The 14,011-nt window shown below is 73.5% G+C and carries 14 protein-coding genes; 7 read left to right on the top strand and 7 right to left on the bottom strand.

The annotated features are described in order from the left end of the window. Positions 1-81 precede the first annotated feature (81 nt). Positions 82-1,050, bottom strand: a complete 969-nt coding sequence (locus tag J2S43_RS19725) for a hypothetical protein (protein WP_306831301.1) — start codon at positions 1,048-1,050, stop codon at positions 82-84. Between the two features lie 175 nt (positions 1,051-1,225). Here J2S43_RS19725 and J2S43_RS19720 point away from each other — a divergent pair, with 175 nt between their 5' ends. Together J2S43_RS19720 and J2S43_RS19715 are read left to right on the top strand one after the other, a co-directional pair. Beyond that, positions 1,226-2,194 (top strand): MerR family transcriptional regulator, encoded by a 969-nt coding sequence (locus J2S43_RS19720; RefSeq protein WP_306831299.1) that lies wholly within the window; start codon positions 1,226-1,228, stop codon positions 2,192-2,194. Between the two features lie 224 nt (positions 2,195-2,418). Further along, positions 2,419-3,195 carry an SDR family NAD(P)-dependent oxidoreductase gene (locus J2S43_RS19715; RefSeq protein ID WP_306831297.1) on the top strand — a complete coding sequence of 259 codons (777 nt, stop codon included), beginning with the start codon at positions 2,419-2,421 and terminating at the stop codon, positions 3,193-3,195. Here J2S43_RS19715 and J2S43_RS19710 read toward each other — a convergent pair. Beyond that, positions 3,188-6,232, bottom strand: a complete 3,045-nt coding sequence (locus J2S43_RS19710) for an AfsR/SARP family transcriptional regulator (protein ID WP_306831294.1) — start codon at positions 6,230-6,232, stop codon at positions 3,188-3,190. The genes J2S43_RS19715 and J2S43_RS19710 overlap by 8 nt on opposite strands. A gap of 154 nt (positions 6,233-6,386) precedes the next feature. On the opposite strand from J2S43_RS19710, the gene J2S43_RS19705 reads away from it, so the two are divergent. From J2S43_RS19705 to J2S43_RS19695, 3 genes are all read left to right on the top strand, one after another. Further along, positions 6,387-6,722, top strand: a complete 336-nt coding sequence (locus J2S43_RS19705; protein ID WP_306831293.1) for a cellulose binding domain-containing protein — start codon at positions 6,387-6,389, stop codon at positions 6,720-6,722. 21 nt (positions 6,723-6,743) lie between these two features. Then, positions 6,744-8,471, top strand: a complete 1,728-nt coding sequence (locus tag J2S43_RS19700; protein ID WP_306831290.1) for a cellulase family glycosylhydrolase — start codon at positions 6,744-6,746, stop codon at positions 8,469-8,471. A gap of 96 nt (positions 8,472-8,567) precedes the next feature. Further along, positions 8,568-9,434 carry an NADP-dependent oxidoreductase gene (locus J2S43_RS19695; protein ID WP_306831289.1) on the top strand — a complete coding sequence of 289 codons (867 nt, stop codon included), beginning with the start codon at positions 8,568-8,570 and terminating at the stop codon, positions 9,432-9,434. Between the two features lie 52 nt (positions 9,435-9,486). Here J2S43_RS19695 and gap read toward each other — a convergent pair whose 3' ends face one another. The 5 genes from gap to J2S43_RS19670 form a co-directional block, all read right to left on the bottom strand. Next, the gene (gene gap / locus J2S43_RS19690) at positions 9,487-10,485 is read right to left on the bottom strand and encodes a type I glyceraldehyde-3-phosphate dehydrogenase (RefSeq protein WP_306831287.1); all 999 of its coding nucleotides are present in this window, start codon (positions 10,483-10,485) and stop codon (positions 9,487-9,489) included. A gap of 199 nt (positions 10,486-10,684) precedes the next feature. Further along, positions 10,685-11,620: a GlxA family transcriptional regulator gene (locus J2S43_RS19685; RefSeq protein ID WP_306831285.1), complete on the bottom strand. Its 936-nt coding sequence runs from the start codon at positions 11,618-11,620 to the stop codon at positions 10,685-10,687. A 19-nt stretch (positions 11,621-11,639) separates the two neighbouring features. Next, the gene (locus J2S43_RS19680; RefSeq protein ID WP_306831284.1) at positions 11,640-11,855 is read right to left on the bottom strand and encodes a hypothetical protein; all 216 of its coding nucleotides are present in this window, start codon (positions 11,853-11,855) and stop codon (positions 11,640-11,642) included. 98 nt (positions 11,856-11,953) lie between these two features. Continuing rightward, a complete protein-coding gene (locus J2S43_RS19675; RefSeq protein WP_306831282.1) occupies positions 11,954-12,436 on the bottom strand; it encodes a DUF2231 domain-containing protein in 483 nt (160 codons plus the stop codon). A gap of 185 nt (positions 12,437-12,621) precedes the next feature. Then, positions 12,622-12,900, bottom strand: coding sequence for a hypothetical protein (locus J2S43_RS19670; RefSeq protein ID WP_306831280.1), 279 nt, complete (start codon positions 12,898-12,900; stop codon positions 12,622-12,624). On the opposite strand from J2S43_RS19670, the gene J2S43_RS19665 reads away from it, so the two are divergent. Together J2S43_RS19665 and J2S43_RS19660 are read left to right on the top strand one after the other, a co-directional pair. Continuing rightward, entirely contained in the window at positions 12,890-13,213 is a 324-nt protein-coding gene (locus J2S43_RS19665) for an excalibur calcium-binding domain-containing protein (RefSeq protein WP_306831278.1), read from the top strand. The two genes, J2S43_RS19670 and J2S43_RS19665, sit on opposite strands and share 11 nt — an antisense overlap. Before the next feature lie 40 nt (positions 13,214-13,253). Then, complete coding sequence (locus J2S43_RS19660; protein ID WP_306831276.1) at positions 13,254-13,925, top strand: VOC family protein; 672 nt, start codon at positions 13,254-13,256, stop codon at positions 13,923-13,925. Positions 13,926-14,011 lie beyond the last annotated feature (86 nt).

Here is a 14,011-nt window from a genome sequence, read left to right as displayed (position 1 = left end):
GCCGGGGACGGCGGCCACCGCCACGAGCGGGAACGGGACTGATCCGGGAGCCGGCGCACGCCGGCCCCCGGGAGTTCGTGCCTACCTGCAGTTCTGCCACATGGCGGGCAGGCCGGCGGCGGTGCCGTAGGCGGTGCCGGTGTCGCTGAGAGCGGTGACCCAGGCGACGGTGCCGGCCGGGAGCTGGAGCGGGATCGTGGAGCCGTTGCGACGCTCGATCACCGTGCCCTGCCCCGCGACGTCGCCGTGGCGGTTGAGCGCGGCCGAGATCTCGAGGTGGCGCACGTCGCGGGACGCGCCGTCCAGGTCCTGGACGACGTACCGCGTGCCCTCGTCGGTGTCGCGGGAGCGGAGCACGTAACCGCCGCTGATCTGGCTGGCGAAGGACCGCTCGCCCAGCTGCTGCACCTCGTCGCCGGTCCGGTCCCAGACCGCGGACGCGCCGGGGCTCCAGACGAAGCTGCCGGCATGTGCCAGGACGGTGCCGTCCTCGTCGATGTCGGCCGCGTAGTGCGGCCCGTCCGCCGGCATGACCTCGACCGTGCCGGGCGCGTCCGCGGGCCAGACCACGGCGACCTGGGTGCCGTCGTAGTCGTTCCTGTCGTAGACCGTGCCGGCGATGTCGCCCCGTGAGTTGATCGCGGCGGCCTGGCCCGACCAGCCCTCCTCCGGCACGGTCAGCTCCCGCAGGCCGGTCGCCTCCGACCAGCTCACCGGGACGGAGTCGTAGTTCATGGTGAGCCCGTAGCCGACCGCGACGCCGGACGAGTTCACGTCCGCCAGCGTGCCCTCGCCGAACGGCAGCGACGGCATGCTGACCGCGCCGTTCCTCCAGATCACCTGTTCGGTGTTGAAGCCGTAGGTGACGCTGCCGACGGCGTACCGCCCGGTGACGTCCCCGCCCGCGATGACCACGCCGTACCTGTCGGCGCCGTCCGGCACCGGCAGGTAGCTGATGCGGCACTTCCCGGCCGCACCCTCGGCCGGTGCGGCGGTGGCCGGCGTGGCGGTCAGCGCGACGGCGCCGACAAGGCCGGCGGTGGCGAGCATGGGCGCGATCGTCCTAAGTGGACCGTTCACAGCTGTTCCCCCTGCTTGAGTCTCGGCTGACCCCCGTGTGTCAGCCGCTCGACGTGAGGAACACGCGGCATCCGGCGGGGTGGTTGCAGCGGTTCCTGAGGAAAGTTTTGACTCTCAATCGGCTTGAGACGCCAGAGTGAACGGCATGAACGAGCTCTATCCGATCGGGGACGTGGCCCGGCGCACCGGCCTGAGCGTCAGCGCCATCCGGTACTACGCGGACGCCGGGATCATCGCGCCCAGCGGGCACACCGGCGCCGGCTACCGGCTCTACGACGTGCGGGCGATCGCGAGCCTGGAGCTCGTCCGCACGCTCCGCGACCTGGGCGCGGGCCTGGACGACATCCGGCGGCTGCTGGACGGCGAGACGTCGCTGCACGACCTCGCGTCGGCGCATCTGGCGCTCGTCGAGGCGCGGATGCGCGCCTTCCAGGCCCGGCGCGCGGTGCTGCGCACCATCGTCCGGCAACACAGCGCTACCGAACAGGTGAACCTGATGCACAAGCTGGTGTCCATGTCCGACGACGACCGCGCCCGGCTGATCGAGGACTTCTGGACCGAGGTGACCGACGGCCTCGACCTGACGGACCTCGTCGGCGAGTTGGTCCGCATGCGGCCCCGGCTGCCCGACGATCCGACCGCGGAACAGCTGGAGGCGTGGATCGTGCTGGCCGACACGGTCCGGGACGCGGAGTTCCGGGCGGCGGTTCGCGACTACTTCCACGACTCGTTCGCCGTGCCGGACCGGGACACCGCGGAGACCTGGCCGGAGGCGGAGGCGGACCGGCTGACGGAGATCCTGATCGAGGCGAGGGCGGCGGCCCGGGCCGGCGTGCCGGTCGACGCACCGGTGGCACGCGACCTGGCGAACCGCTTCCTGGCGGTGCTCGCGCACCTGCCCGGCGATCCGAGCGCCGATGGAGAACCGGACCTCGACGCTGTGCGGCTCCAGGTGATCGCGAGCGACCCTGAACCGCACGCGGCCAGGGGCGCCGCCCTGTTCGACCGCTACCACGCGCTGGTCGCCACGATCAACGGCACGCCGCAGCCGCCCGCCCCTGGGACCGGCACGCCCGGCTCCGTCTGGCTGCACCGCGCCGTAGCCGCGCTCTGACCCACGACGCGACTCGCACGAAGCCCGGCTGCCGCCCCGCACACATATGGAGTGAACGCTCTGCCTCCGCGGCCGACCGATGCCCGACCGATGCCCGACCGACGATGCCCACGCCGGAAGCGGGATGGGCCTGGCAGACCCAGGAAAAGCGATCCTCTGGGTACGCCGGGCGCCGCGGCACACCATGGTCCTGTCGGACAGGGACAGGAACAAAGGGGTAGATCATGGGACTCGCACTCGTCACCGGTGCGTCGTCGGGGATCGGCCAGGCCTTCGCGGAGCGTCTGGCCGCGGACGGGCACGACCTGATCGTGGCCGGACGGCGCCGGGACCGTCTCGACGCGCTCGCGTCCGCGCTGCCGGCCGAGGTCCGGGTCGTCGTCGCGGATCTGAGCACGGACGACGGCGTCGACGCCGTGGCGGAGCTGTGCGCGAGCGAGCCGCTGACCATGCTGGTCAACAACGCGGGCGTAGCGCACTACATGCCGATGGCCGACCTGCCCGCCGCGAAGGCGCGCGAGCTGGTGCACGTCAAGGTGGTCGCGCCGACGATGCTCACCCGCGCGGCGCTGCCCGGCATGATCTCGCGCGGCGCCGGGACGATCGTGGCCGTGGCCGGCATGATCGCCTTCGCCGGCCCGGCGCCGTCGTCGCTGATGCCGCGCCGCGCCGTCTACGCCGGCACGTTGGCCCACACGGTCGCGATGACGCAGACGCTGCACGCGGAGCTGGACGGCACCGGCGTGACCGCGCACGTGGTCTGCCCCGGCGTCGTCGCCACCGAGTTCCACTCGGTGCAGGGCATGGACCTGTCCGCCGTACCCCGGATGTCCGCCGGTGACGTGGTCACGGCCGCGCTCGCCGGCATCGCGCGCGGCGAGGTGGTCAGCGCGCCCGGCGTCGAGGACTACGGCCTGCTCGAGTCCGTCTTCGCGGCGGACCTGGCCGCGTTCGGCGGGCAGAGCCCTCGGCTGGCGTCCCGCTATCGGAGCGTCAGCTGAAGGCCGAGGCCGGCCGGGGCGCGCCGATCTCGGTGTAGATCGTCTCGGCCGCGTGGCGGTGGGTGGCCGCGGCGGTCCCGTCGGCCAGCGCCTCCGCGGCCGCGGTCAGGCCGCTGTGCGCGCGGGCCTGCTCGTAGCGGTCGCCGATCTCGCGGGCCACGGAGAGCGCGGCCGTGTGCGCCTCCCGGGCCGCTTCGGGCCGGCCGGCCGCGGTGTGTGCCTCGCCGATGCTGTTGCCGGCCTGGGCCTCGCCGGCGCGCTCGCCGAGCCGGCGGAAGATGGCCAGGGCCTCCAGCAGGTGGTCGAAGCCGACGGCGTCGCCGAGCGCGAGTTCGGCGGTGCCGAGGCCGTCCAGCGCGAGCGCCTCGCCGCCGCGTTCGGTGCTGCGGCGGAACAGCGTGAGCGCGGCCCGGTGGTGGTCGGCCGCGTCGATCAGCCGGCCTCGGCCGGCCTCCACGTGGCCCAGGGTGACCAGCACGTACGCCTCGCCGATGTGGTCGGAGATGCTCCGGCACAGCTCGATCGAGCGGCGCAGGTGCGTCTCCGCGTCCGCGTGCCGGCCCTGCCGGCGGTAGACCTGGCCGAGGTTGCCGAGCACGCGCGCCTCGGCCGGCCGGTCGCCGGTGCGGCGGCACAGCGCGAGCGCGGCGCGGAGGTTGGCGGCCGCGTCGTCGTACCGGCCGAGCCATGCGTCGACGTGCCCGAGGTTGCCGAGCGCGCGGGTCTCCGCGGCCGGGTCGCCGCAGCGCCGGGCCGCGTCGATCGCGTGGCGCAGGTACTCCGTGGCCTGCGCGAACCGGCCCTGCTGGCTGTAGATCAGCGCGATGTTGTTGAGCAGCTGTGCCTCGGCCGCGGTGTCGCCGGTGCGCTGCGCGGCGTCCCGCGCGTGGGTGTGCATCGCGATCGCCTCGGCCACGTGCCCGCCGCCCTCCAGGTAGCGCAGCAGCGTGACGGTGAGCGCGACCGCGTGCGCGGAGTGCCCGTGCACGGCGGCGTACGCCACGGCCGCGGCCAGGTTGCCGCGCTCGTCGTCCAGCCACAGCTGCGCTGCCATCGGGTCGCCGACCGGCGCGATCGGCATCGCGGTGGCGGTGGAGCGGCGGTACCGGTCGCGTTCGGCCGGGTGCAGCGCGGTCATCGCGGTCTGTGCCGTGTGCAGCCAGGCGTCGAGCAGCCGGACCGTGCCGGTCTCGTCGCCGTCGAGCAGCGCCAGCTCGGACGCGTACGCGCGGAGCAGGTCGTGCAGCGCGTACCGCCCGGTGCCGTTGCGCTGCACCAGGTGCGCGGCGGCCAGCGACTCCAGCAGGTCCCGGGCGCGGGTCACCGGCGTGTTGAAGAGCGCGGCCGCGGCGTACGGCTCGACGTCCGGGCCCGGGTGCAGGCCGAGCAGCCGGAACGCGCGCGCGGCCGCCTCGGGCAGCTGGCGGTAGGAGAACGAGAACACCGCGCGGACGCCGGTCTCCGGGTCGCCGCCCGCATCCAGCATGGACAGTCGCCGCCGCTCGTCCGCCAGTTCACCGGCCAGTTGCCCCAGCGGTACGGCCGGCCGGGACAGCGCCAGCTCCGCGGCCACCCGCAGCGCCAGCGGCAGGCGGGCGCAGCGCTCGGCCAGCTCGTCGACGGCGTCCGGGTCCTCGTCGCAGCGCGGCCCGATCAGCCGGCGCAGCAGCGCGAGCGCGTCCGCGTGCGGCAGCAGGTCCAGGTCGAGGCGGCGGGCGCCGTGCCGGGCGACCAGACCGGGCAGCGCGTCCCGGCTGGTCACCACCGTGAGGCAGCCGGCCGCGCCGGGTAGCAGCGGGCGCACCTGGGCGACCGAGGACGCGTTGTCCAATACGATCAGCATCCGGCGGCCGTCCAGCAGGCTGCGGTAACGGTCGGCGCGCTCCTCCGCGTCCAGCGGCACCTCCTGCCCGGGTACGCCGAGCGCGCGCAGGAACCGGGCGAGCGCCTCACCGGCCGTGACCGGGCGCTCCGTGTCGTACCCCCGGAGGTTGATGTAGAGCTGCCCGTCCGGGAAGCCGGTGCGGACCCGGTGCGCCCAGCGCACCGCGAGCGCGGTCTTGCCGACGCCGGCGGTGCCGGACAGCGCGGAGATGACCACGGTCGGCGAGCCGAGCAGCGCGTCCAGGCGGGAGAGCTCGCCGTCCCTGCCGACGAAGTCGGGCACGTCCGCGGGCAGCTGCGCGGGGACGTGCCGGCGCGCTGCCGTCTCGGCGACGGTCGCGGGCGCCTCCGCGCGAAGCACCGTGTCGTGGGCGGCGCGCAGCTCGGGCCCGGGGTCGACGCCCAGTTCGTCCGCGAGCCGCCGGCGGGCCGAGTGGTAGACCTCGAACGCGTCCGCGCGCCGGCCGGTCGCGGCGTACGCGCGGATCAGCCGCGCCTGGCCGGCCTCGTCCAGCGGCTGCGCCGCGACCGCCTCCTCCAGTGCCGGCAGCGCCTCGGCGACCTCGCCCAGCGCGATCTTCAGCTCGCCGTACCGGGCGAGCGCGGCGGCGCGCTCGGCCGCGATCGCGACCACCTTCGGGTGCCCGGCCAGCTGTGGCACGTCGGCCAGCGGCGCGCCGTGCCACTGCCGCAGCGCCTGCTCCAGCAGCGCGGCCGCGCGCCGGTCGTCGCCGTCGTGCTGGGCCGCGGCGGCCTGTGCGTGCAGGTGGCGGAAGCAGAGCAGGTCCAGCGTGTCCGCGGTGGCGCGCAGCGCGTAGCCGTCGCCGACGTGCGGCAGCAGCGCGCTGCGGGAGCGGGCCGGACGGTCCGGTTCCAGGCGGCGGCGCAGGTGTTTCACGTACGTCTGCAACACGTTGACCGCGCTGACCGGCGGGTCGTCGCCCCAGAGCGAGTCGATCAGCTCCGGCCGGGTCACCGGCTGCCCGCAGGCGAGCGCGAGCAGGCCCAGGACGGCGCGCTGCCCGGCCGAGGTCAACTCGACCGGCTGCTCGCCGAGCCAGGCGCGGACCGTGCCGAGCACCTGGATCCGCACGCTGCCCTCCTCTCCAGTCACCGTCCAGTACGCGTCCAGTGTGAGGGTCGACGCTGCCATTGAAACGATAGGTCTCAGTGTGGAAATAGGACAGAAACCGGGGGTACGGAACGTGCGAGGGGGAATCGCCACACTGGTGGCGGCGTGTCTGGTGGCGCTCAGTCCCGCGGTGCCCGCATCGGCGGCGCCGGTGGGATCGGCGGCACCGGCGGTTTTGGCGGGGGAACCCTGCAACGTCAGCTACCGGCCGACGGCGGGCAACGAGATCTTCGATGTGTACCTGGTCATCAAGAACACCAGCGGGTACGCGATCACCGGCTGGACGCTGGCGTTCGTGCTGCCGCCCGGCCAGACGTTCGTGCGCGGCAGCGAGTACGAGGTGAACATCTCGACCGACGGCCAGGCGGTGGACGGCTGGAACAAGCCGTGGAACGGCCCCGTGGCGAACGAGGGCACGGTCGGCGTCGGCTTCAAGGTCCAGGGCCCGGACTTCCGGGTCGAGCCGACGGAGTTCTTCATCAACGGCAAGAAGTGTTCGGTGTCGCCCTGACATCGACTAGCATCGCTGTTCATGCGAAGGCTTCTCGCGTTGATCGTGCTGGCCGGCGTCGCGCTCGTCGTGACGCCGGCACCGTCGTCCGCGGCGCCCCCGCCGGGCGTGTTCCGCGACGAGTTCGGCCGTGAGCTGGTGCTGCGCGGCTTCAACGTCTCCGGCAGCACGAAGCTGCGCGAGACCGGCCTGCTCCCGTTCCGCAGCACCGCGGACGCGGCCGCCTCCGCCACCGCGATGCGCGAGCTCACCGGCGCGACCGCGATCCGGTTCCTGATCTCCTGGGAGGGCGTGCAGCCGCGGCCCGGCGTGATCGACCACGCGTACCTGGACCGGGCCGCCGCGCAGATCCGCGCGTTCACCGACCGGGGCATCCGGGTGCTGCTCGACTACCACCAGGACCTCTGGTCGCGGCACCTCTTCGACGCGGACAGCTGGTACACCGGGGATGGCGCGCCCGCCTGGGTGATCGAGGCCGGCGACTACCCGGACGAGTCCTGCGGCATCTGCATCCTGTGGGGCCAGAACATGCTGACCAACGCGGCCGTGCGGGAGGCGGCGCACGACTTCTGGCTCGACGAGCGCGGTGTGCAGACCGCGTTCCTGACCCAGGCCGGCGCCGCGATGCGACACCTCGCGGACACGCTGCCGCCGTCGTCGTTCGCGATGATGCTCGGCGTCGACCCGCTCAACGAGCCGTTCGACGGCGGCCTCGACGGCATGTCCGGCAGCGAGTGGGAACGGCAGCGGCTGCTCCCGTTCTACCAGCGGTTCCGGGCCGTGATGGACGCGAACGGCTGGACCGATCGGCCCGCGTTCGTCGAGCCGCTCGTCTTCTGGAACACCACGTTCGGCGAGGCCGGCGGCTTCGACACCATCGGGATGCTGGGAACGCGGTACGTGTTCAACTCGCACTACTACGACGGCGCCCGGCTGACGCTCGACCCGACGCCGGCCCGGGACGGCACCTACTCCACCGCGATGAACCGCATCCGGGACCGGGCCGCCGCGCTCGGCACCACCGGGTTCGTCTCCGAGTTCGGCAACGCGCTCTCCGGCACGAGCAGCTCGGCCCGCACGCCGTGGATGATCCGCGCGATGTACCAAGGGCTCGACTCCCGGCTGCCGGGCGCGAACTGGTGGCGGGACGCGGCCACGGCCGGCCCGGCGCTCTCCGCCACCCAGTGGCACTGGGACATCTACAGTGGACGTCACTCGGAGGCCATGAACGGCAACCCTTCCCGCGTGCTGACGGCGGGCGACGCGTGGAACGACGAGGACCACTCGGTGATCTCCGGTGCGGGCGCGCTCCGGCTCGACCCGCGCGTGCTGGACCGGCTCTACCCGACCGCGATCGCCGGGCAGCAGCTCGCGTTCGGCTACGAGGACCAGGCCCGCGACGGGTACGCCGGCGCCGGCACCACCGCGACGTGGATGACCCCACCGGCCGGCCTGCCCACGGTGTCCGCGCTGGTCACCGGCCGGCAGTACGGCGTGCTGGTGTGGCACACGACCGGCCTGGACGCGCCGACCGAGGTGCACCTGCCGGCGTCGTTCGCCCCCGGCCGTACCGTCGTGGTGTCCTCCGCTTCCGCCGTCGTCTCGGATCGTCGCCTGTCGCTGGCGGCCGGCGGCTCATCCGTGCACGCCGCGCTCGTGGTGAACGCCGCGTCCGGCGCGCTGCCCACCGCCGCGCAGCTCGCCACCGCGCGTGCCGAACTCGCGGCCTGGGCCGCCGCGCGGTGGTAGACCTGCGGTGTTACCGTGGCGAAACAGCGCTGCGGCCAGGCTGTAACAGGCCGCTGGGCGGCCGGCGCCCCTCCGCCGGTTGATCGAGGTGCCGTCATGAAAGCTCTGCGCTTCGCCGAGTTCGGGCCGCCCGAGGTGATGAGCGTCGTCGAGACGCCCGCGCCGAACGCCGGCCCCGGCCGGATCCGCATCGCGGTCCGCGCCGCCGGCGTCAGCCCCGCCGACTCGAGGATCCGGGCCGGCGCCACCCCCGTGCCGCTGCCGCGCATACCCGGCCTGGACGCGGCCGGCGTCGTCGACCAGGTCGGCGAGGATGTGCGCGGCTACCGAGTGGGCGACGAGGTGTTCGGCATCGCGCCCGGCGGCGCCTGCGCCGAGCACGCGGTGCTGACCCACTTCGCGCACAAGCCACCGACCATGACCTGGGCCGACGCGGCCGGCCTGGCCACCGCGGTGGAGGCGGCGCTACGCGCGATCGAGACGCTGCGCCCCGCCCCCGGCGACGTCCTGCTGATCACCGGCGCGGCCGGCGCGGTCGGCCTGGCCGCGGCGCAGTTCGCCCGCGCCCGCGGCCTGGTGGTCGCCGGCGTGGCCGCAGCGGACGCGCACGAGCTGCTGCGCGGCTTCGGCGTCACCCCGATCACCGCGCCGGAGCAGGCCCGCGCGCTGATCCCGGACGGCATCGACTGCGTCTTCGACGCGGCCGGGACGATCACGCCGGACCTGGTCGCGCTGACCGGCGCCGCCGACCGGGTGGTCACCGCCGGCCCGTCCGGCGACACCGGCGCGCTCAGCCTCACCACCGACGCCCCCCGCCGCGCCTGGCACGGCCTCGCCGAGGCTGCCGGCCTCTTCGAACGCGGCGAGTTCCGCCTCCCCATCGACCGCACCCTCCCCCTCGCCGACGGCCCCGAGGCCCACCGCCTCAGCGACTCCGGCCACCGGCTCGCGCTGCTCCTGTGATCGCGGCGTCCCGCACGTCGTTCGGACGACGTGCGGGACGCCGTGCTGTCGGTCAGGCCGCGAGGAGTTCGAGGGTGTCGATGACGCGGTTGGAGAAGCCCCACTCGTTGTCGTACCAGGCGACGACCTTGATGTGGCGGCCGTCGACGCGGGTCAGGGCGGCGTCGAAGATGGAGGAGGCGGGGTTGCCGGTGATGTCGCCGGAGACCAGCGGCTCGTCGGCGTACTCGAGGATGCCCTTGAGCGGGCCCTCGGTGGCGGCCCTGCGGTAGGCGGCGAGGACCTCGTCGCGGGTGACGTCGCGGGAGACGGTCGTGTTCAGCTCGACGATCGAGCCGACCGGGACCGGCACGCGGATGGAGTCGCCGGAGAGCTTGCCGTCGAGCTGGGGGAGGACCAGGCCGATGGCCTTGGCGGCGCCGGTGGTGGTGGGGACGATGTTGACGCCGGCGGCGCGGGCGCGGCGCAGGTCGCGGTGCGGGCCGTCCTGGAGGTTCTGCTCCTGCGTGTACGCGTGGACCGTGGTCATGAAGCCGTGCTCGATGCCGGCCAGGTCGTCGAGGACCGCGGCGAGCGGGGCGAGCGCGTTCGTGGTGCAGGACGCGTTCGAGACGATCGTGTGCGTGGCCGGGTCGTACGCGTCCGTGTTGACGCCGTAGGCCAGCGTCACGTCCGCGCCGGACGCGGGCGCGCTGACCAGGACCTTCGACGCGCCGGCGGAGAGGTGCGCGCGGGCGGCGCCGGCGGAGGTGAACCGGCCGGTCGACTCCAGCACGAGGTCCACGCCCAGGTCGCGCCAGGGCAGGTCGGCCGGGTCGCGCTCGGACAGCACGGTGATCCGGTGGCCGTCCACGATCAGCGTGTTCCCGTCCACCTCGACCGGGCGGCCGAGGCGGCCGAGCGTGCTGTCGTACTTGAGCAGGTGGGCCAACGTGGCCGGGGCGGTGAGGTCGTTGATCGCGACCACCTCGAGCTTGCTGTCCCGCTCGAGAAGGGCACGGAGGAAACTGCGTCCGATACGGCCGAATCCGTTGACAGCGATGCGAGTCATGCCTCAATGCTGCGGGTCCACGCGATGCCATGGCAGCGACCGGAACGCCATGGCCCGCAAGGATCCTGCCAAAGCCGCGCAGCGGCTTTTTCTGCCGACCACCACGCGACTGGTGCCCGCGGGAGCATGCCCGAGGTGCCCACGCCGGAAGCGGGAAAATCCGCTGTTGAAAGATCTTGATCTTGCCTTCGAGGCCCGGCTACGCCGAGAACGTGTGGCGGTACTCCGACGGGGACGTGCCGAGGATCCGGTGGAAGTGCAGGCGCAGGTTGGCGCCGGTGCCGAGGCCGACCCGGCGGGCGATCGCCTCCACGCTCAGGTCGCTGCGTTCCAGCAGTTCGCGCGCCAGATCGACGCGGGCGCGCAGCACCCACTGCATGGGGGTGTAGCCGGTGTCCTCGACGAACCGGCGGGAGAACGTGCGCGCGGAGACGCGCGCGTTGCGGGCCAGCACGTCGAGAGTGAGGCGCTCGTCGAGGTGCGCGAGCGCCCACTCCCGGGTGCCGGCGAACAGGTCGCCGAGCGGCTCCGGCACGCTGCGCGGCACGTACTGCGCCTGGCCGCCGCTGCGGTACGGGGCTGCGACCAGCCGCCGCGCCACATGGTTGGACAGGCCGACGCCGTGATCGCGGCGGACCAGGTGCAGGCAGAGGTCGATGCCGGACGCGGCGCCGGCCGAGGTGAGGACCGAACCCTCGTCGACGAACAGCACGTTCTCGTCGACCCGGACCCGCGGGTGGCGGTCCGCCAGCGCGCGCGTGTAGTGCCAGTGCGTGGTGGCCCGGAGGCCGTCCAGCAGACCCGTAGCGGCCAGTGCGAACGCGCCGGTGGAGATCGCGGCGAGCCGGGTGCCGCGGGCGTGCGCGGCGAGCAGCGCGTCGACGACCTCGGGCGGCGGGGGCGTGGTGGCCGGCGCGCGGTAGCCGGGGATGAAGATCGTGTCGGCGCGGCCGAACGCCTCGAGGCCCTCGGCGACGTGGTACGACAGGCCGTCACCGCCGGTCACCAGGCCGGGCGCGGGACCGCAGACGCGCACCTCGTACGGCATGCTCGGGCGGTTGGAGAAGACCTGTGCCGGGATGCCGACGTCGAGCGGCTTGGCGCCCTCCAGCACGAGAACGGCGATCTGATGCACCCGGCGATCATGCCGGATGTCAGGCGTGGAGGTACGTCCAGTCCTCGGCCTTCTCGAATCCCATCGACTCGTAGAGCGGCCGGCCCATCGCGGACGACCGCAGGTAGGCGACCGTGGCACCGGACGCCAGGCCGTCCCGGATCGCGGCCTCGGCGACCAGCCGGCACGCGTGCGCCCGTTTGTGCAGCGTGCCGGTCACGAAGACGTCCGCGCGGTCCAGGCCGGAGGCACGCACCGCCTCACCGGCCTCGCTCTCGTTGCCGTACCCCCGGCGGTGTGGATGTGCGTGTAACCGGTCTCCAGCGCGGTGAGCGCGGCTACCCGAGACGGTCGCTACTGCCCTTCCCACACGGCCTTGGCGCCGGTGTCACCGGTGCGGATCACGTAGTACAGCGTGGCGCCGGACGCGGCGAGCGCCAGCACGCCCAGCAGGATGCCCAGCACCCGGTTGGAGGCCGCGAAACCGTCCTTGGGCCGGACGAACCAGACCAGCGCCAGCGTGATCACGCCGAGCGCGACCGACACGTACAGCGTGGTGGTGCCCAGGTCACTGTGCTCGTTGAGCCGCGGGTAGTAGCCGTCGCTGATCCGGCCCTGCGAGTCCAGCCGGGCGTAGAACGCGTCACCGGTCAGCTTCGCCAGCAGCGCGGACAGCGGTGCGCCGATCGCCAGCAGACCGAGCACCCACCGGGTGTGCGCGCGGGTGAACGGCACGAACGCGTAGACGATCGCCAGCACGGCCAGCAGCGGCACGAACACCACCGCGGCGTGCACCATCAGCGGGTGGGCGGGAATGCCCATCACGGTCTCGAACACGGCACCTCCTGGATCGGGTGCACACACAATACGGAACGCACCAGCCGTTCGGCTTCCACAAACCACGATCGATCGAGGGTACGGGGACCGAGGCGCCGACATCGGGTCGGCTGCGTGCGGCTCGGGCGATCCGGTCAGCCGGTGTCACGGGTGTGCCGACCGCACGAAGATCTCCCTGTGAGTAATCAGGCGAATGCGCTGCGGCGGTTGACGCCCGGCCAGACGATATGGGTTCTGATCAGCACAGGGCTGCTGGGATTGTGTTGCTGCGGCGGGGTGCTGACGGCGGCGTCCGGGGACGACGAGGGTGCGGCGACGCCGACCGCCGCCGTGCCGTTGTCATCTCCGTCCTCGCGGGTGGTGCCGTCGCTTTCGCCGTCCCCGTCTCCCTCGCTGTCTCCGTCGCTGTCTCCGTCGCCTTCGGCAAAGGTGGTGGTGACGTCGGCGGCGCCGGTGACGGACAAGCGGTACAAGACGTGCCAGGAGGTCCTGGCCGACGGACTGGGGCCCTATCGGGAAGGCGCGGACCCGGAGTACGCCTGGTATACCGACGCGGACGATGACGGCGTGGTGTGCGAGCGATCCTCGTCCGGCGGTGGTTCGTCATCGGGCGGTGGTTCGTCATCGGGCGGCGGGTCCGGTGACGCCGGGGGCGGCGGCGTCTACTACAAGAACTGTGCCGCGGCCCGTGCCGCCGGTGCCGCGCCGGTCCGCGTCGGCGAACCCGGCTACGGCTCGCACCTCGACCGCGACGGCGACGGCGTCGGCTGCGAGTAGCGTCCCGATTCTGTCGGTGGGTGATGGGATGCTGGCGGGCATGGGTGAGATCGCCGCGGGCCTGACCCGCCAGCACGCCTCCGACACCGTGCACGACCTGGGCTGGCGTTACGTCTTCGGCGCGGTCAGCACGGCCGTCCGGACCCGCGACCTCGCCGAGGCGGCCACGCTCCTGACCCGCCTCGCCACCGTCGACGGCGCCGCCGCCCATCTGCGGGCCGACCTGCGCGCCGACCGCGTCCTGCTCACGCTGAGCACCTGGCCGGCCCGGCGGCTGACGCCGGAGGCGCTGGGTCTCGCCGCCGCCCTCACCACCGAGATCCGCGCCGCCGGCCTCACGCCCGACGCCGTCACCGATCCCGCGGTCCAGGCCCTGGAAATCGCCATCGACACGCTCGATGCCGACGCGATCCGCCCGTTCTGGCGTGCGGTCCTCGGCTACGAGGGCGACACCGACCTGCACGATCCCCGCGGCCAGGGTCCCGCGGTCTGGTTCCAGCGGATGGACACCCCTCGTCCCCAGCGCAACCGCCTGCACCTCGACATCAACGTTCCGCACGACGTCGCCCCCAGCCGCATCGCGGCAGCTCTCGCCGCCGGCGGCACCCTGCTCTCGGACGCCGAGGCCCCGGCCTTCCGGGTCCTCACCGACGCCGAGGGCAACGAGGCCTGCATCTGCAGCTGGGAAGCCCGCGACTCCCAGCCCACCTGAGCGGGTGGGCGACTGGATCCTCAGAAGACCGTCGCTCGGTGAGTGCTGCGGTGAGGCGTCGGGGCATGGCGGGGGAGGATAGTCGA

It is taken from the genome of Catenuloplanes nepalensis, assembly GCF_030811575.1.
GTDB classification, from domain to species: domain Bacteria; phylum Actinomycetota; class Actinomycetes; order Mycobacteriales; family Micromonosporaceae; genus Catenuloplanes; species Catenuloplanes nepalensis.
This window is presented reverse-complemented; position numbering and strand designations above follow the sequence as displayed.